Origin of the sequence: Aliiruegeria sabulilitoris, assembly GCF_001558155.1 — a bacterium.
Taxonomy (GTDB): domain Bacteria; phylum Pseudomonadota; class Alphaproteobacteria; order Rhodobacterales; family Rhodobacteraceae; genus Tropicimonas; species Tropicimonas sabulilitoris.
In genome coordinates this window covers 96353-123123 of the sequence record NZ_LOAS01000012.1, presented here as the reverse complement: position 1 = coordinate 123123, position 26771 = coordinate 96353, and the positions used below count along the sequence as shown (strand labels likewise).

Sequence of the window (26771 nt, the reverse complement as noted above, 5' to 3'; positions counted from 1 at the left end):
CGCTTATGCAGGGCAGCTCATGCCCGGTCAAGCGTGGCGAGAGGAAAACGGCCGACCTCTCTGGCCGGCCGCTCTCGATTGGTTGAAATACGCTCAGAAGGGCAGCGGTGCGCCGTTGATCAGAACCTGCCCGTTTGCGTCGATGGTGATCTCGGAGAGGAGTTCATCCGGCTGTGAACCGGGCTTGGCGAGCATGCCGGACATCATCCGGACCATCATCACCTGATCCTGCGGCACGAGCCCCATCTGGGTCAGCTTGTCGAGCAGGCCGTTGCCGCCGAGCAGGCGCAGATTCGCCGTGCCTTCGGGCCGCGGCATGCCGTCAAATGTCTGAAGGTCCGTATTGTCGAGGGTGAAGGCACCATTGCCGGTCAGTTCGGCACCGCCGATGGCCAGCTTCAACTCCTTCACTTCCACCGTTTCGACCTCGCCGGGCGCCTGCGCGTCGTCAAGCGCCATCATGGCTTCTTCGTCGAAGATATCCATCATCCAGCGGCCGGTTCCAGCCATATCCACGATCAGGCTGGCCGGATCGCGTGGCAGGACCGCAGCCGGATCGATCATTGACCAGATCTCCTCGCCCACCTGCAAACCTTCGATAGCCACGCGGAAAGCAAAAGGCGAAACGGCCTCGCTGACCAGAACCGGGAAGGCAAAGGAGGTCGACAGCACATCGGCCTTTGCCGTCACTTGCGGCATCGGAATTTCGGAGCCGGACAGCTTCAGATCCAGCCCTTCATACCCGATCTCGTAGCTGATTCCGTCGCCATTCATGGTGATGCCGACGCCCCCACCCGTGAGCGAGCCCGTCGCCAGCATGCTGGTGCCATCTTCCTCGAAAGCCATGTCGAAATTGACCGGCCCGTATTTGCCGCCGCCCTCGACCGCGAAGCCCTGGTTCAACATCCTGGCCATGTCCTCGGGATCGAGGTCGTTGAAGCCTTGAGCAAGCGAACTCGTGGTCAGCCCTTCCATATTCGCCGTGAAGACCATCTTTCCCGTGCCTTCGGGATCGGCAACGTCCATCTTCAGGTCGACACCGGCGGCCTCGAAAGCGGATTCGACGGGCGTGCCTGCCCCCGAACCGACGGAATAGGTCCCGGACGTGTCCGTAAGCGCCACTTCCAGAACCATCGGGAAGGCCTCATCGTCGATCTTCATGTCGGCGATTTTCATCATCAGCGAGGGTGCGTCATAGGCAAAATCCGTGCCGCCATCGGCATCGGAGGCCGTCATCGCAAGGCCCGACTGCTCGATCATCAACGAGACATCGAGTTCCTCGCCCGAGTCCGGATCGACACCAGATGCAGTGACCGGGATGGTTTCGGACATGGTAATCATGACTGACCCATCGCCCTGCTCGGCGAATACGAGCTCCTCGACCCTCATGTCCAGGCGTGTACCCTCCATGTCGGTCGACATGGCGACACCGCGGACGGTGAGCTTGCCGTCCATCATCGCTTCGCCGTCATTGGTCAGTTCCTGGCCGTAGCTCTGGGCGGCGTCCTGCCAGCTCTGCCAGGCCTCCTGCGCCGTGAGGCTCCACCCCGCACAAGGAATCGTAATCAATGCTGCGGCCGATACACCGCCGAGAATCCACGGTTTCATATTGAAACACCCTTCCTTTGGAAAACCCTCCTCGACTGTCGGACAGAGGGCGAACACGGTCAAGGGCATAGGCCGAAAGCTCTTTCTTTGTAATAATAAAATTGGCATGGGTAACGGAAGCGCGAGCAATTTGGTGAGGAAAAACATGACCGACATGACCGGCAAGGTGGTGCTGATTACCGGCGCGAGCCGGGGCATAGGAGCGGCCGCCGCCCGGGTTTTTGCCCGCGCCGGCGCGAAAGTGGCGCTGGTGTCGCGCAGCCGGGACGAACTGGCCACGCTGGCGGGCGACATCGGAGAGGCGGCGCTGGCAATTCCCTGCGAGATCAGCCGCTACTGGGAGGTTGAAGCGGCGGTGCAGGCCACCGCGAGCACCTTCGGCCGCGTCGATGTGCTGATAAACAATGCCGGTGTGATCGATCCGATCGTGCACTTGGCCGACGCGGATCCCGAAAGCTGGGGCCAGGCAATCGACGTGAACCTCAAGGGGGTATTTTACGGTATGCGGGCCGTTCTGCCCGTGATGCTGTCGCAGGGCGGCGGCACCGTGATCACCATCAGTTCCGGCGCCGCGCACGGGCCGGTCGAGGCATGGAGCGGCTATTGCGCCTCAAAGGCGGGCGCGGCGATGCTGACCCGCTCGCTCGACAAGGAATATGCCCAGGCAGGTATCCGCGCGATGGGGCTGAGCCCCGGCACCGTGGCTACCGAGATGCAGCGCGTGATCAAGAAGAGCGGCATCAACCCGGTGAGCAAGCTGGACTGGAACGACCACATCCCACCCGAATGGCCCGCCGAGGCGCTGCTATGGATGTGCGGCGTGGATGCCGACGAGTTCATCGGACAGGAAATTTCGCTGCGCGACGAAGCGATCCGTCGCCGCGTGGGAGTAATCGAATGATTGACGTAATCCGCGAAACGCAGGGCGAGGCCCAGGTCTGGACCCTGCGGATCAACCGCCCCGACAAGGCCAACTCGCTCACCCGCGACATGCTGCGCGCTGTTGAGACCGCCACCGCCGAGGCCGAGCAGGCCGGCGTTGCCGCACTGGTTCTGACCGGCGAGGGCAAGGTGTTCTCCGCCGGGGCCGACCTTGAGGAGGCGCGTGCCGGACTGGCGACGGACGGCATCTGGGAGCGGGTGTCCTCCCGTATCGCCAGCATGCCCTGCCTGACCATTGCGGCACTGAACGGCACGCTTGCCGGTGGCGCCTTTGGCATGGCGCTGGCTTGTGACCTGCGCGTGGCCGTGCCGGAGGCCAGGTTTTTCTACCCCGTGATGAAACTGGGTTTCCTGCCGCAACCCTCCGATCCGGGTCGCCTCGCCGCCCTCATCGGTCCGGCGCGCGCGCGGATGATCCTGATGGCCAGCCAGAAGATCGACGCCGCCACGGCCTGTGACTGGGGCCTCGTGGACAGGATCGTCGAGAAGGAGGCGCTTGCGGAGACGGTGAATGCGCTGAGCGAAGCCGTCTGCGCCGCGCCGCCCGAGATCCGTAAGGGGATCAAGGCGATGATCCCCGGCTGACGCTAGCGGCGGCGCGGACCCGGGGTTCTGGAATAGAATTCCGGCGGCCGACGGCTGATCCAACGAATGAATTTCTCGATCCGGGGATGCGCCCGGAGCGCCTCGATGCTGCTGTAGTTGCGCGCCAGTTCGGTCTCGGAGAGCGTGGCATGGATCTCGTTGTGACAGATCTGGTGCAGCAGCACCGTCGCCCCACCCTTTCCGCCACGCAGTTTCGGCACGAGGTGGTGGAGGCTTTGACGCACATCCGCCGGGATGGGCCGGCCGCAGAGCGGGCAGACGGGAGCGCCCGTCTCATGCGTCATGGCTGCGTTCCAGCCATTCCGCCGCCCCTCGCCCAGCCCATAGCCCGGTCGACAGGCACGCCGTCAGCAGGTAGCCGCCCGTGGGCGCCTCCCAGGACAGCATCTCGCCGGCACAGAACACGCCCGGTCGCTGTTTCAGCATCAGATGATCGTCCAGCGCGTCGCGCCGCACGCCGCCGGCCACCGAAATCGCTTCATCCATGGGCCTCGGCCCGTCATGGGCAAGTGGCAGCGCCTTGATCCGTTGCGCCAGCGCCGCGCCATCGGGAAGCGGTCCGCCGAACTCCCGCAACAGCGCGACTTTCACCGCATCGAGATGCAGGCTCTTGCGCAGATGATTGCTGATGGAGGCCTTGCCGCGCGGGCGGGACAGCCGTTCCTGAACCTTCTCCACGGGCCAGTCCGGCAGCAGGTCGATCAGGATCGGGCGCCCTTCGCGCGCCGGACGGCTGACCGCATAGATGCCGCTCCCTTCAAGACCATGGCGGGAAATAACGAATTCGCCGCGATAACGGGCCTCGCCGACCACCAAGGCCACTCCTTTTACCGGCGCGCCGAAATACCGCTCAATATGCGGAGACCAGTCGACGCAAAGCCCGACATTGGACGGGGCGAAGGGGTCAAGGCCGATCCCCGCTGCCTGCAGTTTCGCGGCCCAGGCACCGTCCGACCCCAGTCGGGCCCAGCTTGCGCCGCCGAAAGCCAGAACCGTCGCATCGGCCCGAACCCCTTGCGGCCCATCGGGTGTATCGAACCGGCATTCGGCTCCGTCCCAGCCGGTCCACCGCCAACGGGTCCGAAGCGCGACACCTTTCTCTCCCAGCCGCCTGAGCCAGGCGCGCAGCAGCGGCGAGGCCTTCATCTCCTTCGGAAAGACGCGGCCCGCAGATCCGGTAAAGATCTCGCTGCCAAGCGCTTCGGCCCAATCCTTCACGTCTTGCTGGCCGAACTGCGCGAGCATCGGCGCCAACCACGCCGCTGCCTCTGCATAGGCGTAGAGGAATCGCCCGGCTGGCTCATCCTTGGTCAGGTTCAGCCCGGATTTGCCCGCCATCAACAGCTTGCGCCCCGCCGAGGGCTTGGCTTCGGCCACGATCACGGAATGGCCGGCATCCGCCAGCGACTCGGCCGCCATCAACCCCGCCGGTCCGGCTCCGACGATCAACGCATCCACCCGTTCGTTCACGACAGGCTCCAGCCTCTTGCTTCATTTCCGATGCATCGCTTCTACGCGAGCCCTGACCGGCTTTCCACCGAACCGGCCCAAATAGAGCCGGGGCGACGAGGAGGTCCCCGTCGCCCCGGCCCCGGCTTGGGCAAGGCCGCCCTCGCCTGCTGCTCACGCGATTGCCACGCCCATATCTTCAGCCTCAACGAAACCGGTAGCCCTCTCGGTTCAGACAGCCCTGGAACCATCCGGTCTGGCTCGGGCCGCGGCCTGGCATGTCGATCGAGCGTTCGCAACGCCCCGGAAGGCTGGACACGCGCACCCCGTTCCGCTCCAGGCAATCCTTAATAATGAAGTTGCGCTGGCCGTCATGTGTATTGAACTGCCGGGAACACTGGCCGGGAAGGGTATGGCTCCGATTGACCTCCACCCGCTGGGGCGGTTGCACGGTCACGACAGGGGCGGGTTGGTATTGCACAACCGGGGGGCGGGCCTTGCGATCCTTGTCGTCATCGTCGTTCATCGCGGCGGCAGCCACGATAGCAAGAAGGCTCGCCCCGAAAAGGACGGCCGCGAGGTCTTCACGATCCCCCGCCACGGCCTGTCCGGGAACAAAGCTTGTGGCCGCGAGGGCCATGGAAAGGGTCACGGCGGTCAGTGTCTTGCGCATTTTCTGTCTCCTGTCATTCGTCGCCTTGACCAGCGACGCTGCTCGCGCCGGTCCTGCTGCGAACACCCTCGCTCCGGAGCCCGAAATCATGCAATAACGGCGGGATGTTATCGAATAACGAGCGCATAGATGCCTGTCGTTATTGAATTTTGCAGGGATTCCGCCCACTGTTCCCGCATGATGACCAAACCCCGGATAATGGCCTGCGCCGCCGCTCTCATGCTGCTAGCTCTGCCCGCACAAGCGGCCTGCTACGCCGACTACAAGGCCAAGCAAGACAACCCGTTGCGGCTGCATTACGGCACCATCCGCATCGACGGAAATGCCTGCAATCCCGGCGCCGCGGCCGCGCAGATACGACAGCGCATTGCCCGCGATGGCTGGACCCTTCTGAACGTGCTGGGCGTCTTCGACGAGTCCGGCCTTGCCGAGAGGAAAGCGAGTGCCGGACAGTTCCATCTCCGTTATTGAAGCGCGGCGCGCCGGTGTCCGGGCGGTCCTGTTCGGCGTTGTCGGCATCGTCGGTGTCCTTGCCCTGGCCGCAGTGCTGCTATTTGCCAACCTCCCGGATGCGGATGCGTTCAACGCGCGGGTCGAGCGGATCTTTGTCGAGAATAACGACCTGACCTCGGAGGCCGAGATCCGGCTTCTGGAGATTCTCGCCGCGAGCGGAACCTCCTTTTCGGACGTGCTGCAGAGCTACCGGCAGATCATCTTCGTGCTGCTGATCTTTGCCGCTGCGCTGCTGGTTGCGGCGCTCTCCCTGCTGGTGGCGATCGTCATCCTCAACCGCCGCATGGGCGAGATCGAGCGGCAGGGCATCCAGGTCACAGACCTGATCATCAGCCGCCAGGAGCGTCTGGTGCTGATAAACAACATGGAATTCAAGCTGACCGAAGCCGCCATCGAGACGCTGGCTGCCTTGGCCGAGGCGCGCATGGACGAAGAGTTCCTGACAGGGGCGGAACTGGAAGCCGTGATCCAGGGACGGCGCCCGGAGGATTGCGAGGAAGCTGCCGGGGCCACGCGCATCAAGCGGCTGCGCGATTCTCTTGGAAACCAGATGGTCAGCGAGTTGCTGGTGCGGAATATCGCCCGAAAGGGCTACGTGCTCGCGATCAACAAGGATGTCATACGGATGGTGTGACGGCGGCCTGCCCAATGAAAAGGGCCCAGGATTGTCTCCTGGGCCCTCTTTTTCTTGATAGCTCAGACGCCATCTTGACGCCGCGCAGTTGGGATCAGTTCGTGCTGGAGGTGCCTGACGGTCCGGTGCCCGAGGTACCGCTGGAGCCTCCATCGTCGCCGCCGCCAAGACCGAGACCAAGCAGAAGAACCCCGGCACCGATAGCCGCGCCAGTCGCGGGATCAATGGCTGCGACCGAGTTACAACGGTATCTCAGTCCCTTTGCCGGGTTTCCCGCATTGTCTGTGGTATCGAAGAACTCTGCTTCTGCCAGACCGCCACGGTCTTCGCAGAGACCTTTGCTTTCGGCATATTCGCGGGCGGTCTCAGCCTGTGCCGTCGCCGCAAAACTGATGAGGGCGACACAAAGGGTCGCTCCGAGGTGCATAAATCTTTTCATAGCCAATCTCCTGAAGCCATTCTGACTTACCGGTACCATATCGAAAGATTCAAAACAACGCTGTGAATGGGCCGCTTCAGGCGCAAGTTCGCTTTCTTTTTTGCGATCGACACCGCTAACACCTTGCCCGGTAACCGCTCGTAAACCCTGTCGAGATAGCCAGAAGCCAAGTGAAGCAGAAAGGCTTTCGCATGAACACCTTGCCGGGATTTGCCGTCTACCTGGGCACTATGCTCAGAAAACTGGCGGTCACGATAGTCATGGCAACGAGTCTGTTCTGTCCGCAAGGCGCATTGGCAGCACCGACAGGCGCCGAAATATGCAATGAGTCGGCGAACGCCGCCGCGCTGGCCCATGTAATTCCCCCATCTGCCTTGCTCTCGCTTGCCATTGAGCAAAGTGGGAAGTTGCAGGATGGCAAGAAACGCCCCTGGCCTTGGACGGTCGAAACCGGCGGGATACGGCGTTGGTTCTCGGATCGGCAATCGGCAGCAGATTTCGTGGAGCGCTTGCGCGAGCAGGGCCATCACGGCGTGAAGATGGGCTGTTTCCTCCTCGGACCGCCACAAGAGCCGACAGAGTCCGATAATCTAGAATCACCGATGGACCCGGTGAGGAATGCGGAAATGGCCGCGCGCCAACTGGCCGGGACTTTCAGCCAGACCAAGTCCTGGGACGCAGCGATCCGCAGGTTCAGAGCAATCTCGGAAATCCCAGCCCCTGAAAGCGCCGCGCCGGAACGTTCCGAACCTCTGGAGCCAACTCCCGCCGCGGCCACGCCCGTATCGGTCAAGGCACAAAGCGGCGCGGGCTCTCTCGTGTCTCTCGGGGCAAGCGGCACCGTGCATTCCTTCTGGCAAGAGAATGAATGACATGGGCGGATTTGAGCTGAAGAACCTTTTCAATCCCACGGTCGCGCTTGCTGTCGCCCTGATGGCGGTGATCGTCATGATGGTCCTGCCCATGCCGGCATGGGTTCTGGATATCGGCTTGGCCAGTTCCTTTGCACTCGCGATCCTGATCTTCACGGTTACGCTGTTCATAGAGCGGCCGCTGGATTTCTCGGCTTTCCCGACGATCCTGCTGGCCTCGCTGATGCTGCGCCTCTCGCTCAACGTCTCCTCGACCAAGCTCATCATCGGGCAGGGTCACACCGGTACGGGCGCGGCCGGGGATGTGATCGAGGGCTTCGCCATGTTCGTGATGAGCGGCAGCGTCTTTCTCGGTCTCGTCGTATTCTGCGTCCTGCTGATCGTGAATTTCATTGTCATCACCAAGGGGGCGACCCGCATGGCGGAAGTCGGCGCCCGCTTCGCGCTGGACGGGATGCCGGGCAAACAGCTTGCGATCGACAGCGACATGTCCTCCGGGGCCATCAACCACGAGCAGGCCCGCGCAAGGAGGGAACAGGAACAGGCCGAAACGACCTTTTTCGGCTCGCTCGACGGCGCGTCCAAATTCGTTAAGGGTGACGCAATTGCCGGCCTGCTGATCACCCTGATGAACCTCGTGATGGGCATGATCATGGGCCTGGCGGTCCATGGCATGCCGGTCGGGCAAGCCTTGGAAACCTATGCAATCCTAACGGTCGGAGACGGGCTGGTATCCCAGATCCCCGCCGTCATCATTTCCGTCGCCTCTGCGCTGCTGCTGGCGCGTGGCGGGGAAAAGGGTGCAACGGATTTGGCGGTCTTTGCGCAGCTCGGGCGGCATCCCCAGGCGCTGCTGACCGTCGCGACGCTCATGGTGGTCTTCGCGCTCGTTCCCGGCTTCCCGTTTCTGCCTTTTGTTTTGGGCGCCGTCACATTGGGATATGCTGGTTTCCGTGGCTTGAAAGCCCGGAAAGCCGAAGCCGCGGCAGCCGCAAAAGCACCGCCTGAATCGGAAGCGGCTCCTTCGGAACGCCCCATCGGCGACATGCTCGATCTCGATGACATTCACCTGGAATTCGCGCCCGAGCTGGTGTCAATGGTGCTCGATCCGGGCACGGGCCTGGACGCGCGCATTGCGAACATGCGCAGCCATGTCGCCTCGCAGTTCGGGCTTGTCCTTCCCGAAGTGCGGCTCACCGACAATGCCGCCCTCGAAGCGGGCACTTATATCCTGCGTATCCAGGGCGTGGAACAGGCGCGCGACCGGCTTCAGCCCGGGCGGGTGCTCGCACTCGTGTCCGACCCCTCGGTTCCCTATCCTCCGGGCCAAAACGTCTCCGAGCCTGTTTACGGTGCCCCCGCGCGCTGGATTCCGGAAGATCAACGCGAGGAGGTCGCCCTGGACGGTACGACCATTGTCACGCCTTCGGAAGTTCTGGCGACACATCTGCTCGAAGTCATCAAGCGGAACTTCCCCCGCCTGATGACGCTTAAGGCCCTGCGGCGCCTTTTGAAGGAGCTGACCAATCTCTCCGACAAGGGGCGCGCCGAAGCCAACCGGAAGCTGATCGACGAGCTCGTACCCGACAAGGTGCCGATCGACATGTTGCTGGCCGTCCTGCGCCTGCTGCTCGAAGAACAGGTTTCCATTCGCAACATGCCGCTCATCATGGAGGCGATTTCCGAGGCGCGCGGCAGCTTCAACACACCTGAAGCGATCTGTGAGTATGTCCGCCAGAGACTTGGTTTCCAGATCGTTTCGGGGCTGCGCCGCGAGGATGGAACTGTACCGCTGCTCCAACTGGCGCCGGAATGGGAGGAACGTTTTTCCTCCTACCAGATCGACGGCCCGGGCGGCATGAACGAGGTCGCGCTGCCGCCAGAGGATTTTGGCCGGCTGGCCGCGGGTGTTTCCGAGAAGCTGTCGCAAGCTGCCGAGAGAGGAATCTTCCCGGCAATTGTGACCTCGACCCGCCGGCGGCGTTTCCTGACAAGCGTTCTGGCCGCCAAGGGCGTGCATTCGCCCGTTCTGTCCTTCGAAGAAATCGGCATGGACGCACGCCCATCGATGATCGGGGTTGTCCCGGCATGATCGAACTGCCACCCGAACTGCTGCAGGCAAGCCAGAGCCTTCTGCTGCAGGGGGTGGTGGCCTTCCTGCGAGTCGCCGGTGTCGTCGCCTTCCTGCCGGCTTTCGGCGAGAAGCTGGTGCCGCAGCGCGTCAAGCTCGCCGTCGCACTGGCCTTCACGCTGATTGTCCTTCCCGCGGTTCCACCCACGGATGCTCCCGCCACGGGCACCGAACTGCTAACCTTGATAGGCGCTGAGACACTGATCGGTGTCGTTCTTGGGCTGACGCTGCGAATGATGGTCGTGGTCCTGCAGATGGCCGCGTCCATGATCGCGCAGTCGACCTCGCTCGCACAGATCTTCTCCGGTTCCGCGACCGAACCGATGCCCGCCATCGGCCATGTGCTGGTCATGGGCGGACTGGCGCTCGCCGTCATGGCGGATCTCCATGTGTTCGCGGCAAAGGCTATCATGGAGAGCTACAGCGTCTTTCCGGTTGGAAAACTGGTGGATTCCACCGACCTCGCCGAATTCGGCATCGCCCATATCTCCTATTGCTTCCGGCTGGCCTTCTGCCTCGCCGCCCCATTCGTGTTGGCCGCGTTCATCTACAACCTCGCGCTTGGGGCAATTAACCGCGCCATGCCACAACTCATGGTCGTGTTGGTGGGCGCACCTGCGATTACCGGCGTCGGAATGGCCATGCTCGCCATGCTCTCGCCCTTCCTCCTGCAAATCTGGCTCGACGCCTTCCAACTCGTCCTGGCCGATCCATTCGGGATGCGCTGATGGCCGAGGAAGAGCAGGACAAGCAACACGAGCCAAGCCAGAAGAAACTGGACGATGCGCGCAAGAAAGGCGACGTGCCACGATCACAGGATCTGACCGGCGCCATCGCTTATGCCACGATCCTGCTTGCCATTGTTGTACTTGGCCCTTCGATCGCGACCCGTTTCGGCGACTTGGGAGCATCGATTCTTGCCAGTCTGGAAAATGGTGCGGCCACGCGCGCCCATCTCGGAATGCCGCTTGAACGCGGTGCCTTGGGCAGCTCGCTGCTGCAAGGTCTTCTGCCCCTGATGCTGCCGCCCGGACTGATCGTGATTGCCAGCCTGCTGGCGCAACGCACACTGGTCTTTGCCCCCAGCAAGCTGGCACCGAAACTGTCCCGCATATCCCCCCTGTCAAACGCCAAGAACAAATATGGCCGCTCCGGCCTGTTCGAATTCGCCAAGAGCTTTCTAAAACTTGCCATCGTGTCGGGCGTGCTGTTCCTCTTCCTGTCGGCGCGCATGGACAACATTGCCGCGACGATGTCCTCGACACCCGGCGGTGTCGCGCAATTGATGGGCGAGCTTGCCGTCGATTTCCTGACCATTGTCGTTCTGGTGTTCGGGACCTTCGGCGCCATCGATCTGCTCTGGCAGAATGCAGAACACCGGCGGCGCAACATGATGTCCCACAAGGAACTCAAGGACGAAGCGAAGGAATCCGAAGGCGACCCATTCATGAAGATGGCCCGGCGCAGGCGGGCACAGGAAATCGCGATGGGCTCGATGCTGGCCGATGTGCCCGATGCGAGTGTCGTCGTGGTCAACCCTGAGCATTATGCCGTGGCGCTCAAATGGGATCCCTCCTTCAGCGGCCCGCCCATTTGCGTTGCCAAGGGGGTGGATGAAATCGCCGCCCGGATCCGGGAAAAGGCCATGGAGGCGGGGGTGCCGATACACCGTGACCCGCCGACCGCCCGCGCGATCCATGCCGCGACGGAAATTGGTCAGGAGATCCATCCGGACCAGTACCGCGCCGTCGCGGCCGCGATTCGTTTTGCCGAGAAGATGCGGGGCCTGGCCCGTCAGAGAGTTCTGGATTGATCACGTCATGAAAAACCGCCTTCGAGACCTCAAACGCCTTAAAACCGTCACCGAGGCTGCATGGCTCGCGGCCAGCCAGTCGCTTCGGGAAAAGGCCGGAGAGGAGCGCGCCGCAACCGCGCGCCTGAGCAAGCTGGCGCGGGACAGGGAAACCGCCCTGAAGCAAATCGCACCCGGAGAATCACTCGATGTCGCGCAGGTGCTCTCGACCACGCGCTGGCTTCGCTGGGTCGATGGGGAACGGGCGCGCCAGAACATGACCGTTGCCCGCCTGCGGGCGGAGCTGGCGCGCGAACAGGACGCTGCCCGACGCACCTTTGCCAAGGACAACGCGCTGTCAAAGCTGCTGACGCAAGCGGATGCCGGAAGGAAACGTCGTTAGTCCGCCCTAAAAGCCAGACGAACCGGCCCTTTCTGATTTCGTTTCCGAGAAGAAGCCGCGCTCACCTGCGGGCCAGAATTGCCCCGAGCCGTGCAAACGCGGCCTCCGGTCCCTCGGGCGACTGCTCCGCAAGAAAGCTGTCGAGTTGCGAATATACCTGGATTGCCGCGTCGACCTCCGGGTCACTGCCGGAGGTATAGAGACCGGCCTGAATCATGACCTCGGCGCGGTCATAGGCCCCGAGGCGCTGACGGGCCAGGCGGATCAGAACGTTCTCGGTCTCGCTCGCCGCGCCCGGCAGGCTGCGCGAAACGGAGCGAAGCAGGTCAACCGCTGGGAAACGCCCACGTTCCGCGATCTGTCGGTCAAGGATGACATGCCCGTCGAGAACGCCGCGCAAGATATCCGCCACCGGCTCGTCCATGTCCGACCCTGCGACGAGCACGGTAAATACCGCCGTGATGTCTCCGCCATGGCGGACATCTCCCGGCCCGGCGCGCTCGGCGAGGGTCATGATCTGGTGCGCCGTGGACGGAGGGAAACCGCGCAAGGAGGAGGACTCGCCGGCCGCGAGAGCCACCTCGCGATGTGCCTCGGCAAAGCGCGTGACCGAATCGGCAAGAAAGAGGACATGCTTGCCCTGATCCCGGAAATGCTCCGCGATGCTCATCGCCGTCCACATGGCGCGACGACGGGCCAGCGGGGGCTGGTCGGACGTCGACGTCACCACGACGGATTTCTTCATGCCTTCCGGGCCGAGATTGGATTCGACGAATTCCCGAACTTCCCGCCCGCGCTCGCCGACGAGCGCCACCACGGCGACGTCGCAATCGACCTGGCGGGTCAGGTTCCCGAGAAGCGTCGACTTGCCGACGCCAGAGCCGGAAAAGATCCCGATCCGCTGCCCGCGGACGAGTGGCAACATGGTATCGAACACGGCAAGACCGGTCGGCAGACGTTCCCCGAGCGAACGCCTGCGCGTTGCAACGGGCGGCGAGGCCCGCAATGGCCTCTCGGTGGCGCCCCGCCCAAGGCTCCGGCCATCCAGCGAATTGCCATAGGGATCGACGATTCGGCCAACCCAGTGGTCGGACGGAGCGATCACTGGCGCCCCCTTGAGAACGGCAGGATCCCCGATTCGAATGCCCTCTCCGGAGCCGTCGGGCAGAACGGCGACGCCATCCCGCGAGATATTGATCACCTCCCCCCGCAACACCCCGTGCCGCGTCTCCAGCCGGACGTGATCGCCCAGCGCCGCGTCCTCCTGCAGGCCACCAATGGTCAGGATACCGTGCCCGGCGGCGACAACGCGCCCCACGGGCCGAACGGGTGTCATCGAGCGGATTTCGCAAGCAAGCGTTTCGAGGCTTCTGCCGTGCATCATGGGTTCCCCTTTTGGACGCACACCGTTTCTAAAGGAATCGGAGTTAAGCCTTGATTGAAAGCCGAGGGAGAACCCCCGATGACGACAAAAATCGAACTACTGAACATGGCGCAGCAACTGGCCCAGCATGCCGCTGCGCGCCAGTCGGTCGTGGCCGAGAATATCGCGAATGTCGACACGCCGGGCTACCGGCAGCAGGACATCCCGAGTTTCGCTGACAGCTATAACGAGTTCAGTGGCGAAGGCTCCATGCGCGCGACGCGCCCCGGCCATTTCGGCCACAGCAGCCAGGAAACGGCAGCAAAGGCCCGGATCGTGGAATCCGGCGTCGTCGCGCCGAACGGAAACTCCGTTTCGCTCGAAGACGAAATCCTGAAATCTGCAGAAATCCAGCAACAGCACGATATGGCGATCTCGATCTATCGCAGCGGTCTGGGCGTGATTCGCGCCAGCATCGGTCGGTAGGGGGATCCGCGATGAGTGATCTTTTCAACACCATGGCCGTGTCCGCCAGCGGCCTGAAGGCACAGTCGACCCGGTTGCGCCATATCTCCGAGAATATCTCCAACGCCGACACCCCGGGTTTCCGCCGGAAGATGGTCTCGTTCGAAAGCGAGCTGGATCGCGGCCGCGACATGGAGCTGGTGACAACCGGACACGTGCAGCTTGACCAGCGGCCGCTGGAGCAAGTCTACGACCCGGCTCACCCCATGGCGGACGAGACCGGGCATTACGACGGATCGAATGTGAATCTCGTCGTCGAGATAGCTGACGCCCGACAGGCTCAGCGAAGTTACGAGGCGAACCTCAAGATGTTCGACCAGGCGAGGAAAATGACCTCGAGCCTGTTCGAGCTGCTTAGAAAGTAAGGAGTAACCAGAATGGTAATCCAGGCGACACAGGCCCAAAGAGGCTACATTGCGGCAAAGCCCGCGCTCACTCCCACACAGAAACCGGCAAATGCCGGCGAGAGCTTTCAGGCTGCGGCGACGAATTTCGCTGCGGGTCTGCAGGAAACGGAGGCGACTGCGAAAGCGGCGATGGTCGGCAAAGCCGACCCTCACGCCCTCGTCATGGCCCTGACGCAAAGCGAACTTGCCATCGAGACGGCATCGACCCTGCGCGACAAGGTCGTCGAGGCCTATCAGGAAATCATGCGGATGCCGGTCTGAGCCATGAATGAAGCCGCGTATTTTGACACGCTGCGAGAGGCGCTCTGGACCGGCGTCACCATCGCCATGCCCATTCTCGGGGTCGCGCTCGTGGCGGGACTGGCCGTCGGCTTGTTCCAGGCGCTGACCTCGATCCAGGAGATGACGCTGACCTTCGTGCCCAAGCTGCTGGCAATCGTGGTCGTGTTCTGGATGTCGATGAATTTCATGACCCAGACATTGGTTAGCTTTTTTACCTCGCGGATCATTCCGCTCATCGCAGGAGTTTGACGCAATGAGCGCAGGATATGTCACCCTTTCTCGGCAATCGGGCCTGCTGAACGAGATGCAGAGCATAGCGAACAACATCGCCAACATGTCGACCACCGGATTTCGCCGGGAAGGCGTGGTTTTCTCGGAATTCATCAAATCAGCCGGCGATGCCGATCAGTCCGTTTCCATGGCCGCCGCCCGGGGCCGCAATCTTGACCTGAGCCAGGGGAGTCTGGAGCCGACCGACGGAACATTTGATGTAGCAATCGAAGGGGACGGCTTTTTTCTGGTCGAGACGCCAGATGGGCAACGGCTGACACGGGCGGGCAGCTTTCTTCCCGGTGACATGGGCGACCTTATGACGCCCGATGGTTACTTCGTCCTCGACGAAGGCGCCGCCCCGATATTCGTGCCGCCGGACGTTGGCAATGTCAGCATCGCGACAGACGGCACCATCAGCGCGGATGGCCGCCCGCTTGGACGTATCGGCGTGGTCACCCCAACCGATTCCGCAAGCCTGAAACGGGAGGGGGACACGCTGTTTTCGGCGGCCGAAGACTTTGAACCGGTTGAGTTTCCAAGGGTTCTCCAAGGCTTCGTCGAGGGGTCGAATGTAAACCCGGTGATCGAAATGGCGCGGATGATCGAAGTCCAGCGCAGTTACGAGCTTGGTCAATCCTTTTCCGAGCGCGAAAGCAAACGGCTGTCGAGCCTGATCGACACGCTCTCAAGATAACTGGAGGCACTGATGCAGTCGCTCAAGATCGCCGCTACCGGCATGGCCGCGCAACAGATGCGCGTCGACGTCATTTCCAACAACCTCGCGAATATGAGCACGACGGCCTACAACGCCCGTCGCGCCGAGTTCGCGGATCTGCATTACCAACAGCTTACCCGCCCCGGCACGATAAATGCTTCCGACGGCACGATCGTCCCGACGGGGGTTCAGATCGGCCTTGGCGTGCGACCATCGGCGGTGACGGTAGACCACCAGCAGGGATCCCTTTCGGCGACCAACGGCGAACTGGATATCGCGATCGACGGCGATGGATACCTGGAGGTGGCCCTGCCCTCGGGGGCTTCGGCTTATACGCGGGACGGTGCCCTCAAGCTTTCGGCCGATGGGTTGATCGTGACCTCGGACGGATACGCGGTCGTGCCCGAGATCACGGTTCCGGACGACACGAGGTCGATCTCCATCAATCCGGACGGCGAGCTCTATGCCTATTTCGACGGAGAAGTGGATGCCGAGTTGCTGGGGCAATTCACCCTGACGGATTTTTCCAACCAGAAGGGGCTCGAAGCAATTGGTGGCAATCTCTTCCTTGAGACTGAAGCTTCCGGTCCACCCCTCGTTGCGGCACCCGGCGAGGACGGGCTTGGGACTGTGCGCCAAGGCTATCTCGAAGACAGTTCGGTCGACTCGGTACGCGAGATCACCGACCTGATCCAGGCCCAACGGGGCTACGAACTCAACGCCAAGGTCATTTCCGCTGTCGACCAGATGCTCAGCGCAACGACGCAGATCCGATGAACACGATCCCACTCGTTCTCCCGCTCGTTGTCGCCCTTGCCGGGCAGGCTGCGGCCGATTCGCTGGTTGCCGCGCATACGATCCGCTCGCGGACGATCATTTCCGCCGGGGACGTTCAGCTTGTCACCGACGCGCTGCCCGGCGCGCTTTCGGACGCGGAGGCCGCTGTCGGAATGGAGGCGCGCGTGGTCCTCTATGCCGGACGTGCAATTCGGCCGGAAGATCTCTCTCCGCCCGCGCTGATCGAGCGCAACCAGATCGTCCCGCTGATCTTCAACCATAACGGTCTCGCGATCACGACCGACGGTCGGTCGCTGTCACGTGCCGCGCTCGGCGATCGCGTCCGGGCCATGAACATGCAGTCCCGCACGACCGTTTCAGGAACCGTAGATTCCCACGGCCGTGTGCTCGTAGGGCCAACCGAAATGACATTCTCTAGAACGGAGTGACCATGATGAGAAACGTCACGATCCTGATCGCCGCCACGCTTGCCCTCATGTCCTGCGCCCGCGTTGCCGATGTCGGCAAACGTCCGGATTTCTCCGAAAGTGCCGGGACCTATGAACACCGGGCAATGTCGGTGATTCCCCTTCCGGAAACCCTGACGACGAAACGGCCCTCCGAGACCGCGTCACTCTGGAGCAAGGACCGGCAGTCCCTGCTCGGCGACCGGCGAGCCGGCCAGATGGGCGACATCATGACCGTCGTCATTGAAATCAACGACAAGGCCGAGATCTCGAACTCGACCGCGCGCTCGCGCAGTTCGGGCGAAGACATGGCCGTCGCCAACCTCATGGGCCTCGACACTCGCTTCTCGGAAAAATACCTTGAAGGCGCTTCGCTCGATCCGGCAGTCGAGCTGTCATCTTCCAGTTCCTCCGAAGGCGACGGTTCGGTGAAGCGCAAGGAAAAATTGACGCTTCGGGTTGCAGCAACGGTCGTTGAGGTTCTCCAGAACGGGGTGCTAAAGATACAGGGCAGCCAGGAGGTTCGGGTGAATTTCGAACTTCGGGAACTGCTCGTGACCGGCTATGTGCGCCCCGAAGACATCACCCGGCAGAACGAAATCACCTATGACAAGATTGCTGGCGCCCGGATCTCCTATGGTGGACGGGGACAGATCACGGATGTGCAGCAGCCGCGCTATGGCCAACAGGTCGCGGATATCATTCTGCCGTTCTGAGGAGTGTCATCATGCGTTTCATCCTGCCACTCCTGCTTGCACTGATTGGCGCGGCCTCGGGTGTCGGGGCCGGACTCTATCTGAAACCCACTCCTGCTCCGGGCAGCGAGCCGGAAACTGCGGACCCAGCGACAAACGCCCACGCCGCGCAACCTGGGAACGCTCATTCGGCTGAAACTGGTGGCCATGAGAACACTGCGGACGCGGCTCATGGTGATGGAGCGCATGATGCGGCCTCCGGGAACACGGAATTCACGAAACTGAACAACCAGTTCATCGTCCCCGTGTTGCAGGATGGTCGCGTTGTGTCGATGGTCGTTGTCTCGATCAGTCTCGAGACAACGCTCGGATACAGCGAAAAGATCTTCGCCCTGGAACCGCGCCTTCGCGACACGTTCCTGCAAGTCCTGTTCGATCATGCAAACATGGGCGGGTTCAATGGCATCTTTACCAGTGGCAGCAACATGGAGTTGCTGAGACGAGAGCTGAAACTGGCAAGTCGCAAAATCGTCGGGCAAGACATCCTGAATGTTCTTATCACCGATATTGCCCGCCAGGATCTGTGACCCCCTGAGCCCTTTGGTGACCCAAAAGACATATCGCGACAGATTGCCGTGCTTTTCCGCTGCATTCTGCTGCGTGAGCGCTTTTACAAGACAGGAATTGGCGCTAACACTCCGCCATGACCACCGATGATCCCACCTCTTCCGCCGGCATCGCAGCCAATTCTCCGACCGAAGCGCGCAGACCGCTGACATTGCGGGATGTCTCAGAAGCGTCCGGCGTGAGCGAGATGACAGTCAGCCGGGTTCTGAGGAACCGTGGCGACGTCAGCGCAGCGACACGCGAGCGCGTTCTCGCCGCAGCGAAAAAACTCGGATACGTGCCGAACAAGATCGCGGGCGCGCTCGCTTCGAGCCGCGTCAACCTTGTGGCCGTCATCCTGCCCTCGCTGTCAAACCTGGTCTTTCCCGAAGTAATCGACGGGATCTCAAGCGTTCTGGAAGATACCGAACTTCAGCCTGTACTCGGGATCACCCATTACCGGCCCGAGCAGGAGGAAAAAGTCCTGTACGAAATGCTGAGCTGGCGGCCCTCCGGCGTGATTATCGCGGGGCTCGAACGCTCGGAAGCGGCCAAGGCCATGCTCCGGAATGCCGGAATCCCGGTGGTCGAGATCATGGATGTCGACGGAGACCCCATTGACTCGGTCGTCGGCATTTCTCATCGGCGGGCGGGACGCATGATGGCACAGGCGATCATCGAGGCTGGCTACAAGCGTATCGGTTTTCTCGGAACCAAGATGCCGCTGGACCACCGGGCCAAGAAACGCCTAGACGGGTTTATCGATGCACTCGACGCGGCCGGAATGAAGCTGGCCGACGAAGAATACTATGAAGGCGGCTCAGGCTTCGGCAAGGGCCGGGAAATGACCAAGACGATTCTCGAACGCAGTCCGGACCTGGATTTTCTGTATTACTCCAATGACCTGATCGGCGCGGGCGGGATGCTCTACTGCGTGGAGAACGGGATCGACATTCCCGGCCGGGTCGGAATGGCCGGTTTCAACAACATCGAGCTTCTCGACGGGCTCCCCCGGCAACTGGCAACGATGGATTCCTGCCGGCGCGAGATTGGCGAGGCCGCGGCAAGAATCATTGCCGAGCGCGCAGGTTCCCCCAACCACGGCGGTGGCGAGCATGTCGTTCTGATGCCGAAAGTGACGATGGGAGACACTCTCCTGCGTCAATGACCGCACGCCATGGACATGTGGCCTGCTATGGCGTTAAACGCCGGCTTAAGCCACCCGGCATGGTCGGACACACAAGAGCGAGGCGGAAATGGTCGATGTATCGGTAGTGATCCCGATGAAGAACGAGGAGGCGAATGTGGGGCCTCTTCTGGAAGGGATCGCGGAAGCCTGCTCGGACGTCTCCTCGGAAATCATTGTCATCGATGACGGATCGGATGACGCGACCGCCGCCGAGGCGCTGCGCATGAACACGGTTCTCGGCAATGTCAGGCTGCTGTCGCATCCGAATTCCGCGGGACAAAGCGCGGCGGTTCACAGCGGTGTTCTGGCCGCGAAGGGCCGTGTCATCTGCACACTGGACGGCGACGGGCAGAACCCGCCTTCGGAGCTTCCAAAGCTGTTCCGGCCGCTTCTGGCCGACGAGACCGGCAGGCTTGGCCTTGTCGCAGGTCAACGAGTCGCCCGGCAGGACACGCTGTCCAAACGCTGGGGCTCGAAATTCGCCAATGGCCTGCGCGCCTGGATCCTCAAGGATGGGACCCGCGATACCGGCTGCGGGCTCAAGGGGTTCCGCCGGGACGCTTTCCTCACGCTGCCCTATTTCGATCACATGCACCGCTACCTGCCCGCGCTCTTCAAGCGTGACAACTGGGAGATCCTGCTGGTTGACGTGAGCCACCGCGAGCGTCAGGCCGGCAACTCCAACTACACCAATTTCCGGCGCGCCCTCGTCGGCATCCCGGACCTGCTGGCCGTCTCGTGGCTCATCCGGCGCCGCAAGAAGGCGCAGCCGCAGGAACGTTTTGCATCCGGACAGGAAGGCAACTGACCGAATGGAACATGTTTTCCGCATTCTGGCCGTTTCGAACTGGACCGAATTCGTTTGGGTCATGATCGGCCTCGGCGGCCAGTTGCTCTTTACCGCCCGGTTCCTCGTACAATGGATCGCCTCGGAACGCGCGCGTCGGTCGGTTGTTCCGCTCGCTTTCTGGTACCTGTCCATTGGTGGCGGCCTCATTCTGTTTGCCTACGCGGTCTACCGAAAGGACCCGGTCTTCATCCTCGGGCAATCCATGGGCGTCTTCATCTATTGCCGGAACCTATGGCTGATCCATGCCGAACGCCGAAACTCCTCCAACTGACAAACGTGGGTGGTTGCTGCCATCCCTGCTGATCGTTCTTGCGATCACCGCCTTCCGTATCGCCTTGCTCGCGGCCAACCGCACCGACCTGTTCGTCGATGAAGCGCAATACTGGCTCTGGGGGCAGGAACTGGCCTTCGGTTATTATTCCAAACCACCGCTGATTGGCTGGACCATACGCGCGGCCACGGAAATCGGCGGGTCGGACGCGAGCTTCTGGGTGCGCCTGCCGGGCCCGCTGCTGCATGGCATAGCGGGGCTGCTGCTGGGGGCAATCGCCGCGCCCCGTTTCGGCAAGAGTGCCTCCATCTGGGTCTGCGCGAGCTATGTCACGCTGCCGATGGTTGCGATTGGCGGCCTGATGATCTCGACCGACACGGTCATGGTGCCGTTCCTCGTGCTGTCCCTGCTGGCCTGGATGCGCGGGCTGGATATTGGCGGCTCGCATCGCTGGGCGATCCTGGCCGGTTTTTCGCTTGGCATCGGTTTTCTTGGAAAATACGCAGCGGTCTACTTCATTCTCTGCGCTGGCCTCTCCGCCGCGCTGCTCTGGCAGGCGCGGCCGGGATGGAAGCCGGCGCTCTCGGGCTTCGTAGCCTTCCTGCTCGCAATTTCGCCCAATATCATGTGGAACCTTGCCAACGGGTTGAGCACAGTCGAGCACACGCTAGACAACGCAGACTGGGTGCGGGATCCCGGCGACAAGGCTACGCTGAACATCGCCGGGCTGGCCGAGTTTCTCGGTTCGCAATTTGCGGTTTTCGGCCCGATCCTGTTTGCCTGCCTTCTCTATCTCGCCACCCGCCCCCGGCGCGCCTCGGCGGAACAGAAATTCCTGCTGCTGTTTTCGCTACCGATCCTTGCCATCGTATCCATTCAGGCGCTTCTCAGCCAAGCCTACGCCAACTGGGCGGCGACGGCCTATATCGCCGGAACACTTCTGGTCGTTCCGTGGCTGCTCGCCAATCGTCCGGGATTGCTGAAAGCGAGCATGGGCTTTCACCTCGCGCTGACAATCCTCCTGCCGGTGCTGACAGTGTTCGGAGCCGGCCTGCGCATCGGTGCCGACGGCGACCTCCTGCTGGCCCGGTATCTCGGCCGCAGCGACATGAGCCTGAGCATTCTCGAAGCGGCCGAAAAACGGGACCTGAGCGCCGTCGTCGCGGATGACCGCGATGTGCTGGCCGATTTGTTCTATTTCAACAGAGACGGCCCGATTGCGGTCTACGCCCGTCCGGTTTCCGGCCGCGCCCCCAATCACTACGTGCTCAAGCATTCCATGCCTTCGAATCTGACAGGCCCCGTCCTGTTTGTCAGCAAGCGCAAAAGTGCACCGAATGAATGTACGGAAGCTGTCTCGTTGGGACGGGTCGCCCCGGAAGACGGCGCCTATGCCCATCGTTCGCAGAAACTGTTCATGGTCGATGCGCAATGCCTGGCCGTGCGCCCGAGCCAATGAATCGGGCAATCAAGACGTTCCGAGCCCGCTTGGTCACAGGCGAAACCCGGACATGTCGGCAATACTCCGAGCACCGCGCCCCCGTCGCATTGACAGCGCGGACATGATACACCATTCGCTTTGCACCAATCAGGAACCTGCGGAGACAAATTCATGAAGATTGCAATGATCGGGACTGGTTACGTGGGTCTGGTCTCCGGAGTGTGTTTCTCCGACTTCGGCCACGAGGTTGTCTGCGTGGACAAGAACCCGGCCAAGATCGAGATGCTGCTTCGCGGCGAGGTGCCGATCTACGAGCCGGGGCTCGACTCGCTGATGGAACGCAACGTGGCCGCCGGCCGGCTGTCCTTCACCGAGGATCTGGCCACGGCTGTCGATGGCGCCGATGCCGTGTTCATCGCGGTCGGCACGCCGACCCGGCGCGGCGACGGCCATGCGGACCTGACCTATGTCTACGCGGCCGCGGAAGAGGTCGCCAATTGCCTCACCGGCTATGCCGTCGTCGTCACGAAATCGACCGTCCCCGTCGGCACCAACCGCGAGGTTGAGCGGATTATTCGCGAAACGCGTCCCGATCTCGATTTCGATGTTGCCTCCAACCCCGAATTCCTTCGCGAAGGCGCGGCGATCGACGACTTCATGCGGCCGGACCGCGTCGTTGTCGGGGTCAATTCGGAGCGCGCCAAGGAGACGATGGGAGAGGTCTACCGTCCGCTCTTCCTGCGCGATTTTCCGATCGTCTATACCGATCTGGAATCCGCCGAGATGATCAAATACGCCGCCAACGCTTTCCTGGCGACCAAGATCACCTTCATCAACGAGATCGCGGCGCTGTGCGAACGCGTCGGCGCCGATGTGAAGGCCGTCTCCAAGGGGATGGGGCTGGACGGGCGGATCGGCAACAAGTTCCTGCATGCCGGCCCCGGCTATGGCGGCTCCTGTTTTCCGAAGGATACCAGCGCGCTGGCACGGATCGGGCAGGATCATTCGGTGCCGCAGGAGATCACCGAAACCGTCATCCGCGTGAACGAGGCGGTGAAGCGGCGGATGATCGACAAGCTGCGTGACCTCTGCGGCGACAGCTTCAACGGCAAGACCATCGCGGTTCTGGGTGTCACCTTCAAGCCGAACACCGACGACATGCGCGAGTCCCCCTCGCTGACGATTGTCCCGGCCATGGTTGGCGGCGGCGCCAGTGTCCGCGTGGTGGACCCGCAGGGCCGGCGCGAAGGCGAAGCGCTGCTGCCGGGCGTCGCGTGGCTGGAAGATGCCTATGAGGCCGCAAAGGACGCCGATTTGCTGGTGATCCTGACCGAGTGGAACGAGTTCCGCGCACTCGACCTGGAGCGCGTCGCGGGCAGCATGGCAACGCCGCGCCTGGCGGATCTGCGCAACATCTACACCGCAGCCGATGCCAAGGCCGCCGGTTTCGAAGAGTTTGTCGCCGTCGGGCGGTAGTCGACACGTTTCGGAATGACAAAAAGCCCGGCTTCGCACCGGGCTTTTTCTATACGCGCAGTCCAGTTCCGCGTCGTCCCAATTCGGTCCGATCAGGCGGACATGGTTGCCTGTACGGCCCGCTTCCAGGCCGCGTATTTCACTTCCCGCATCTCGTCTTCCAGCGCCGGCTCGAAACGGCTGTCGCGCGCCCATGTCTCGGCAAAGCCGGCCTGATCGGGGTAAAGACCGGCCTCCATCCCGGCCAGCCAGGCAGCGCCGAGCGCCGTGGTCTCCAGGATTGTCGGGCGGTCGACCGGCGCGCCGATGATATCGGCCAGGAACTGCATCGCCCAGTCATTCGCCGTCATGCCACCATCAACGCGCAGCACCGATTGCGCGCTGCGATCCGGCCAATCCGCCTGCATCGCTTCCAACAGGTCCCGCGTCTGGAACCCCACGCTTTCCAGCGCGGCCCGCGCGATCTCCGCCGGGCCGCTGTTGCGCGTCAGGCCAAAGATCGCTCCCCGGCATTCCGCGTTCCAATAGGGCGCCCCGAGGCCCGTGAAGGCCGGCACGAGAATGACATTCTGCGAAGGATCGGCCGACTGGGCGAGCGGCAGGCTCTCCGGCGCAGAGGCGATGATCTTCAGCCCGTCACGCAGCCATTGCACGACCGCGCCAGCGATATAGACCGAGCCTTCGAGCGCATAGGTCGGCTTTCCCCCGAACTGGTAGGCGATGGTCGTCAGCAAACGGCTCCTGGATTGCACCGGCGTGTCGCCCGTGTTCAGCAGCGCGAAACAGCCCGTCCCATAGGTGGATTTGAGCATACCGGGCTCGAAACAGGCCTGCCCGATGGTTGCCGCCTGCTGGTCTCCGGCCACGCCGAGGATCGGGATCGCCTCACCGAAGAGCACCGGGTCCGTCTCGCCGTAGTCATCGGCGCAGTCACGCACATCCGGCAACATCTCAATCGGAATGCCAAGCAATTTGCAGATTGACAAGCTCCAGCCGCCCTTGTGGATGTCGTACATCAGAGTGCGCGCGGCATTGGTGGCATCCGTCGCATGGACACGCCCCCCCGTCAGCTTCCAGATCAGGAAACAGTCGACGGTGCCAAAAAGCAGCTCGCCCGCCTCCGCCCGCGACCGCGCGCCTTCGACATTGTCGAGCAGCCATTTCAGCTTGGTGCCCGAGAAATACGGATCCAGCAGCAGCCCGGTCTTCTCGGTCACGAGCTGCTCATGGCCGGCCTCGCGCAGTTCTTCGCAAATCGCCGCCGTCCGCCGGTCCTGCCAAACGATGGCGTTGTGGATCGGCTCGCCCGTTGCCTTGTCCCAGACAATCGTCGTTTCGCGCTGGTTGGTGATGCCAATGGCCACCACGTCCGATGGTTGCAGGGACGCCTCCGCGATCACTTCGCGACAGCTCCGCAGGACAGAATTCCAGATATCCGCAGGATCGTGCTCGACCCAACCGGAATTAGGAAAATGCTGCGGAAACTCCTCCTGAACGCTCTGGCGGATCTTCATCTGTCGGTCGAACAGGATCGCCCGGCTGGATGTCGTGCCTTGGTCGATGGCAAGGATGTGGGTCATGGCTGTGCCCTGCTTTCGGTTTTTGTCCTCCGCCGCACGGTCCTCCGCGGCGGTGTAAGAAGATGTCGGAACCCTGTCACGCCCTGCAAGGCGCGAAAACGCGTCTTCAGGACGCGTCCGGGGCAGTGCTACGGACGCCGCGCATGAATGTGTCGAGCGCCGCGACCTGATCCGCATCCAGACGCAGTCCGAGTTTCGAACGCCGCCACAGCACGTCTTCGGTCGTGCACGCAAATTCCTTGTCTATGAGCCAGGCAACCTCACGCTCGGTCAGGTTGTGGCCGAACAATTCGCCGAGATCCGAGAGCTCGGCGGCATCGCCCAATATCTGCCAGAGCTCCGTACCATAGGCCCGCACCAGCCGTTTTGCCCAGGCGGCGTCGAGGAACGGATAGTCGACCTTCGCCTTGGCAATCAGGGCCGGGACACCGTCAACCGGGAAATCACCGCCTGGTAGCGGCACGCCCGCGGTCCATTTTCCGGTCGCTCCGGGAACATGGGCCGAAATCTTTTCAAGCGCCGCTTCGGCAAGCTTTCGATAGGTCGTGATCTTGCCGCCAAAGATGTTCAGCAGCGGTGCGTCGCCATGCGAGTCGACCTTGAGAACATAATCCCGCGTCGCAGCCGTGGCAGAACTGGCCCCGTCATCATAGAGCGGGCGCACGCCGGAATAGGTCCAGACCACGTCCTCCTCGACGATCGGGTGTTTGAAATAACTCGATGCCAGCTTGATGAGATATGCCTTCTCCTCTTCGGTGCAGACGGGCTTGGTGTCGATCCGGTCATGCTCCACATCGGTTGTCCCGATCAGGGTGAAATCACCCTCGTAGGGAATGGCGAAGACGATCCGCCCATCCGTTCCCTGGAAGAAATAGCATTTATCGTGATCGAAGAGCTTGCGGGTCACGATATGGCTGCCACGCACCAGACGCACCCTATCGCGCGTCTCGACATGGGCGATGCCGTCGAGCACATCCTTCACCCATGGACCCGCCGCATTGACCAGCATGGAAGCCTGCACCTGGCGGCTGGCGCCGGTCTCGGTGTCCTCCAGCGTGATCTTCCAGACGCCGCCATCGCGGGTGGCCCGGGTAACCTTGGTACGCACCATGATGTGGGCGCCGCGCGCCTCCGCGTCACGCGCATTGAGCACCACGAGGCGAGCATCCTCGACCCAACAATCGGAATACTCGTAGGCTTTCGTGAACTTGTCATCGATCGGTACGCCCGCGGGATCGTTCCTGAGATCGACCGACGTCGTGCCCGGCAGGATTTTTCGACCGCCGAGATTGTCATACATGAACAGCCCCGAACGGATCATCCAGGACGGCCTCTGCCCCCTTGTCCAGGGCATGGTCCAGCCAAGCAGTTTTGAAGCAGGGGTCTGCCTGTCGAAGCGCATGTCGGGGTGATAGGGAAGCACGAAGCGCATGGGCCAGCTGATATGGGGCATTGCGCGCAAAAGCACCTCCCGCTCGATCAGCGCTTCGCGCACCAGGCGCACCTCGAAATACTCAAGGTAACGCAGACCGCCGTGAAAGAGCTTGGTCGAAGCTGAAGATGTGGCCGAGGCCAGATCGTTCATTTCCGCCAGGCCGATCTTCAGCCCACGCCCCGCGGCATCGCGCGCGATCCCGCAGCCGTTGATGCCGCCGCCAATGATGAAAACGTCGAAAATATCCCGCTGTGGGCGTTTCTCGGTCATGTCGGTCGCCGATCCTTCGAACTCACTGTGCCGTCAACGATCATAGAACACGGAAACGGATGAGTCGGTCAATCAGATATGTTCGAT

At 62.3% G+C, this 26771-nt stretch carries 31 protein-coding genes; 23 read left to right on the top strand and 8 right to left on the bottom strand.

The features are described from left to right. Positions 1–93: 93 nt before the first annotated feature. Positions 94–1608: a DUF2125 domain-containing protein gene (locus AX756_RS12975; protein ID WP_156461490.1), complete on the bottom strand. Its 1515-nt coding sequence runs from the start codon at positions 1606–1608 to the stop codon at positions 94–96. A gap of 145 nt (positions 1609–1753) precedes the next feature. Between AX756_RS12975 and AX756_RS12970 the strand changes: the two genes are divergently transcribed. Next, positions 1754–2509: an SDR family oxidoreductase gene (locus AX756_RS12970; protein ID WP_068311947.1), complete on the top strand. Its 756-nt coding sequence runs from the start codon at positions 1754–1756 to the stop codon at positions 2507–2509. Continuing rightward, positions 2506–3135, top strand: coding sequence for an enoyl-CoA hydratase/isomerase family protein (locus AX756_RS12965; RefSeq protein WP_068311944.1), 630 nt, complete (start codon positions 2506–2508; stop codon positions 3133–3135). The genes AX756_RS12970 and AX756_RS12965 overlap by 4 nt, the downstream gene beginning before the upstream one ends. Positions 3136–3137: 2 nt before the next feature. Here the strand turns inward: AX756_RS12965 and AX756_RS12960 are convergent, their stop codons facing one another. The 3 genes from AX756_RS12960 to AX756_RS12950 all read right to left on the bottom strand — a co-directional run bounded on the left by AX756_RS12960 (position 3138) and on the right by AX756_RS12950 (position 5278). Continuing rightward, complete coding sequence (locus AX756_RS12960) at positions 3138–3440, bottom strand: HNH endonuclease family protein (RefSeq protein ID WP_068311941.1); 303 nt, start codon at positions 3438–3440, stop codon at positions 3138–3140. Continuing rightward, positions 3430–4626 carry a TIGR03862 family flavoprotein gene (locus AX756_RS12955; RefSeq protein WP_082739092.1) on the bottom strand — a complete coding sequence of 399 codons (1197 nt, stop codon included), beginning with the start codon at positions 4624–4626 and terminating at the stop codon, positions 3430–3432. Before AX756_RS12955 ends, AX756_RS12960 begins: the two co-directional genes overlap by 11 nt. A 184-nt stretch (positions 4627–4810) precedes the next feature. Further along, positions 4811–5278, bottom strand: coding sequence for a hypothetical protein (locus AX756_RS12950; protein WP_068311938.1), 468 nt, complete (start codon positions 5276–5278; stop codon positions 4811–4813). Between the two features lie 180 nt (positions 5279–5458). On the opposite strand from AX756_RS12950, the gene AX756_RS12945 reads away from it, so the two are divergent. Together AX756_RS12945 and AX756_RS12940 are read left to right on the top strand one after the other, a co-directional pair. Beyond that, positions 5459–5749 (top strand): hypothetical protein, encoded by a 291-nt coding sequence (locus AX756_RS12945; RefSeq protein WP_068312168.1) that lies wholly within the window; start codon positions 5459–5461, stop codon positions 5747–5749. Next, positions 5721–6425, top strand: coding sequence for a winged helix-turn-helix domain-containing protein (locus AX756_RS12940; protein WP_068311935.1), 705 nt, complete (start codon positions 5721–5723; stop codon positions 6423–6425). The genes AX756_RS12945 and AX756_RS12940 overlap by 29 nt, the downstream gene beginning before the upstream one ends. A gap of 94 nt (positions 6426–6519) precedes the next feature. Here AX756_RS12940 and AX756_RS12935 read toward each other — a convergent pair whose 3' ends face one another. Further along, complete coding sequence (locus AX756_RS12935; RefSeq protein WP_156461489.1) at positions 6520–6864, bottom strand: hypothetical protein; 345 nt, start codon at positions 6862–6864, stop codon at positions 6520–6522. Positions 6865–7055: 191 nt separating this feature from the next. Here AX756_RS12935 and AX756_RS12930 point away from each other — a divergent pair, with 191 nt between their 5' ends. The 5 genes from AX756_RS12930 to AX756_RS12910 are packed head-to-tail and all read left to right on the top strand — an operon-like array spanning position 7056 to position 12062. Next, positions 7056–7736, top strand: coding sequence for a hypothetical protein (locus AX756_RS12930; RefSeq protein ID WP_068311929.1), 681 nt, complete (start codon positions 7056–7058; stop codon positions 7734–7736). 1 nt (position 7737) lies between these two features. Continuing rightward, the gene (gene flhA / locus AX756_RS12925) at positions 7738–9828 is read left to right on the top strand and encodes a flagellar biosynthesis protein FlhA (protein WP_068311926.1); all 2091 of its coding nucleotides are present in this window, start codon (positions 7738–7740) and stop codon (positions 9826–9828) included. Then, on the top strand, positions 9825–10595 hold the full coding sequence (locus AX756_RS12920) for a flagellar biosynthetic protein FliR (protein WP_068311923.1): 771 nt from the start codon (positions 9825–9827) through the stop codon (positions 10593–10595). Before flhA ends, AX756_RS12920 begins: the two co-directional genes overlap by 4 nt. Continuing rightward, positions 10595–11680, top strand: coding sequence for an EscU/YscU/HrcU family type III secretion system export apparatus switch protein (locus tag AX756_RS12915; protein WP_068311920.1), 1086 nt, complete (start codon positions 10595–10597; stop codon positions 11678–11680). Before AX756_RS12920 ends, AX756_RS12915 begins: the two co-directional genes overlap by 1 nt. 7 nt (positions 11681–11687) lie before the next feature. Further along, entirely contained in the window at positions 11688–12062 is a 375-nt protein-coding gene (locus tag AX756_RS12910) for a hypothetical protein (protein WP_068311917.1), read from the top strand. Between the two features lie 61 nt (positions 12063–12123). Here the strand turns inward: AX756_RS12910 and AX756_RS12905 are convergent, their stop codons facing one another. Next, positions 12124–13443, bottom strand: coding sequence for a FliI/YscN family ATPase (locus AX756_RS12905; RefSeq protein WP_068312165.1), 1320 nt, complete (start codon positions 13441–13443; stop codon positions 12124–12126). Between the two features lie 81 nt (positions 13444–13524). Between AX756_RS12905 and AX756_RS12900 the strand changes: the two genes are divergently transcribed. From AX756_RS12900 to AX756_RS12835, 14 genes are all read left to right on the top strand, one after another. Continuing rightward, the gene (locus tag AX756_RS12900; protein WP_068311914.1) at positions 13525–13911 is read left to right on the top strand and encodes a FlgB family protein; all 387 of its coding nucleotides are present in this window, start codon (positions 13525–13527) and stop codon (positions 13909–13911) included. Positions 13912–13922: 11 nt separating this feature from the next. Further along, on the top strand, positions 13923–14315 hold the full coding sequence (gene flgC, locus AX756_RS12895; RefSeq protein WP_068311911.1) for a flagellar basal body rod protein FlgC: 393 nt from the start codon (positions 13923–13925) through the stop codon (positions 14313–14315). Positions 14316–14327: 12 nt separating this feature from the next. Further along, positions 14328–14618, top strand: coding sequence for a flagellar hook-basal body complex protein FliE (gene fliE, locus AX756_RS12890; protein WP_068311908.1), 291 nt, complete (start codon positions 14328–14330; stop codon positions 14616–14618). 3 nt (positions 14619–14621) lie between these two features. Beyond that, entirely contained in the window at positions 14622–14888 is a 267-nt protein-coding gene (locus AX756_RS12885) for a flagellar biosynthetic protein FliQ (protein WP_068311905.1), read from the top strand. Positions 14889–14892: 4 nt separating this feature from the next. Then, positions 14893–15606, top strand: a complete 714-nt coding sequence (locus tag AX756_RS12880) for a flagellar hook-basal body complex protein (RefSeq protein WP_068311893.1) — start codon at positions 14893–14895, stop codon at positions 15604–15606. 12 nt (positions 15607–15618) lie between these two features. Continuing rightward, positions 15619–16404 carry a flagellar basal-body rod protein FlgG gene (flgG, locus tag AX756_RS12875; protein WP_068311890.1) on the top strand — a complete coding sequence of 262 codons (786 nt, stop codon included), beginning with the start codon at positions 15619–15621 and terminating at the stop codon, positions 16402–16404. Beyond that, positions 16401–16853, top strand: a complete 453-nt coding sequence (gene flgA / locus AX756_RS12870) for a flagellar basal body P-ring formation chaperone FlgA (protein WP_068311888.1) — start codon at positions 16401–16403, stop codon at positions 16851–16853. The genes flgG and flgA overlap by 4 nt, the downstream gene beginning before the upstream one ends. Before the next feature lie 5 nt (positions 16854–16858). Then, positions 16859–17587, top strand: a complete 729-nt coding sequence (flgH, locus tag AX756_RS12865; protein WP_068312162.1) for a flagellar basal body L-ring protein FlgH — start codon at positions 16859–16861, stop codon at positions 17585–17587. Positions 17588–17598: 11 nt separating this feature from the next. Beyond that, on the top strand, positions 17599–18153 hold the full coding sequence (locus tag AX756_RS12860; protein WP_068311885.1) for a hypothetical protein: 555 nt from the start codon (positions 17599–17601) through the stop codon (positions 18151–18153). A gap of 116 nt (positions 18154–18269) precedes the next feature. Then, positions 18270–19340, top strand: coding sequence for a LacI family DNA-binding transcriptional regulator (locus tag AX756_RS12855; protein ID WP_068311882.1), 1071 nt, complete (start codon positions 18270–18272; stop codon positions 19338–19340). An 88-nt stretch (positions 19341–19428) separates the two neighbouring features. Beyond that, positions 19429–20169, top strand: a complete 741-nt coding sequence (locus AX756_RS12850; RefSeq protein ID WP_068311879.1) for a glycosyltransferase family 2 protein — start codon at positions 19429–19431, stop codon at positions 20167–20169. A gap of 4 nt (positions 20170–20173) precedes the next feature. Then, positions 20174–20482: a lipid-A-disaccharide synthase N-terminal domain-containing protein gene (locus AX756_RS12845; RefSeq protein WP_068311876.1), complete on the top strand. Its 309-nt coding sequence runs from the start codon at positions 20174–20176 to the stop codon at positions 20480–20482. A gap of 13 nt (positions 20483–20495) precedes the next feature. Then, entirely contained in the window at positions 20496–21941 is a 1446-nt protein-coding gene (locus AX756_RS12840; protein ID WP_068311873.1) for an ArnT family glycosyltransferase, read from the top strand. 153 nt (positions 21942–22094) lie between these two features. Further along, entirely contained in the window at positions 22095–23399 is a 1305-nt protein-coding gene (locus tag AX756_RS12835) for a UDP-glucose dehydrogenase family protein (protein WP_068311870.1), read from the top strand. 92 nt (positions 23400–23491) lie between these two features. Here the strand turns inward: AX756_RS12835 and glpK are convergent, their stop codons facing one another. Together glpK and glpD are read right to left on the bottom strand one after the other, a co-directional pair. Further along, on the bottom strand, positions 23492–24979 hold the full coding sequence (gene glpK / locus AX756_RS12830) for a glycerol kinase GlpK (RefSeq protein ID WP_068311867.1): 1488 nt from the start codon (positions 24977–24979) through the stop codon (positions 23492–23494). 106 nt (positions 24980–25085) lie between these two features. Continuing rightward, positions 25086–26684 carry a glycerol-3-phosphate dehydrogenase gene (glpD, locus tag AX756_RS12825; RefSeq protein ID WP_068311864.1) on the bottom strand — a complete coding sequence of 533 codons (1599 nt, stop codon included), beginning with the start codon at positions 26682–26684 and terminating at the stop codon, positions 25086–25088. Between the last annotated feature and the right edge of the window lie 87 nt (positions 26685–26771).

Coding starts and splice junctions, on each gene's coding strand:
- AX756_RS12975 (WP_156461490.1), bottom strand. CDS start 1,608: ATGAAACCGTGGATTCTCGGCGGTGTATCGGCCGCAGCATTGATTACG.
- AX756_RS12970 (WP_068311947.1), top strand. CDS start 1,754: ATGACCGACATGACCGGCAAGGTGGTGCTGATTACCGGCGCGAGCCGG.
- AX756_RS12965 (WP_068311944.1), top strand. CDS start 2,506: ATGATTGACGTAATCCGCGAAACGCAGGGCGAGGCCCAGGTCTGGACC.
- AX756_RS12960 (WP_068311941.1), bottom strand. CDS start 3,440: ATGACGCATGAGACGGGCGCTCCCGTCTGCCCGCTCTGCGGCCGGCCC.
- AX756_RS12950 (WP_068311938.1), bottom strand. CDS start 5,278: ATGCGCAAGACACTGACCGCCGTGACCCTTTCCATGGCCCTCGCGGCC.
- AX756_RS12945 (WP_068312168.1), top strand. CDS start 5,459: ATGACCAAACCCCGGATAATGGCCTGCGCCGCCGCTCTCATGCTGCTA.
- AX756_RS12935 (WP_156461489.1), bottom strand. CDS start 6,864: ATGAAAAGATTTATGCACCTCGGAGCGACCCTTTGTGTCGCCCTCATC.
- AX756_RS12930 (WP_068311929.1), top strand. CDS start 7,056: ATGAACACCTTGCCGGGATTTGCCGTCTACCTGGGCACTATGCTCAGA.
- flhA (WP_068311926.1), top strand. CDS start 7,738: ATGGGCGGATTTGAGCTGAAGAACCTTTTCAATCCCACGGTCGCGCTT.
- AX756_RS12920 (WP_068311923.1), top strand. CDS start 9,825: ATGATCGAACTGCCACCCGAACTGCTGCAGGCAAGCCAGAGCCTTCTG.
- AX756_RS12915 (WP_068311920.1), top strand. CDS start 10,595: ATGGCCGAGGAAGAGCAGGACAAGCAACACGAGCCAAGCCAGAAGAAA.
- AX756_RS12910 (WP_068311917.1), top strand. CDS start 11,688: ATGAAAAACCGCCTTCGAGACCTCAAACGCCTTAAAACCGTCACCGAG.
- AX756_RS12905 (WP_068312165.1), bottom strand. CDS start 13,443: ATGCACGGCAGAAGCCTCGAAACGCTTGCTTGCGAAATCCGCTCGATG.
- AX756_RS12900 (WP_068311914.1), top strand. CDS start 13,525: ATGACGACAAAAATCGAACTACTGAACATGGCGCAGCAACTGGCCCAG.
- flgC (WP_068311911.1), top strand. CDS start 13,923: ATGAGTGATCTTTTCAACACCATGGCCGTGTCCGCCAGCGGCCTGAAG.
- fliE (WP_068311908.1), top strand. CDS start 14,328: ATGGTAATCCAGGCGACACAGGCCCAAAGAGGCTACATTGCGGCAAAG.
- AX756_RS12885 (WP_068311905.1), top strand. CDS start 14,622: ATGAATGAAGCCGCGTATTTTGACACGCTGCGAGAGGCGCTCTGGACC.
- AX756_RS12880 (WP_068311893.1), top strand. CDS start 14,893: ATGAGCGCAGGATATGTCACCCTTTCTCGGCAATCGGGCCTGCTGAAC.
- flgG (WP_068311890.1), top strand. CDS start 15,619: ATGCAGTCGCTCAAGATCGCCGCTACCGGCATGGCCGCGCAACAGATG.
- flgA (WP_068311888.1), top strand. CDS start 16,401: ATGAACACGATCCCACTCGTTCTCCCGCTCGTTGTCGCCCTTGCCGGG.
- flgH (WP_068312162.1), top strand. CDS start 16,859: ATGAGAAACGTCACGATCCTGATCGCCGCCACGCTTGCCCTCATGTCC.
- AX756_RS12860 (WP_068311885.1), top strand. CDS start 17,599: ATGCGTTTCATCCTGCCACTCCTGCTTGCACTGATTGGCGCGGCCTCG.
- AX756_RS12855 (WP_068311882.1), top strand. CDS start 18,270: ATGACCACCGATGATCCCACCTCTTCCGCCGGCATCGCAGCCAATTCT.
- AX756_RS12850 (WP_068311879.1), top strand. CDS start 19,429: ATGGTCGATGTATCGGTAGTGATCCCGATGAAGAACGAGGAGGCGAAT.
- AX756_RS12845 (WP_068311876.1), top strand. CDS start 20,174: ATGGAACATGTTTTCCGCATTCTGGCCGTTTCGAACTGGACCGAATTC.
- AX756_RS12835 (WP_068311870.1), top strand. CDS start 22,095: ATGAAGATTGCAATGATCGGGACTGGTTACGTGGGTCTGGTCTCCGGA.
- glpK (WP_068311867.1), bottom strand. CDS start 24,979: ATGACCCACATCCTTGCCATCGACCAAGGCACGACATCCAGCCGGGCG.
- glpD (WP_068311864.1), bottom strand. CDS start 26,684: ATGACCGAGAAACGCCCACAGCGGGATATTTTCGACGTTTTCATCATT.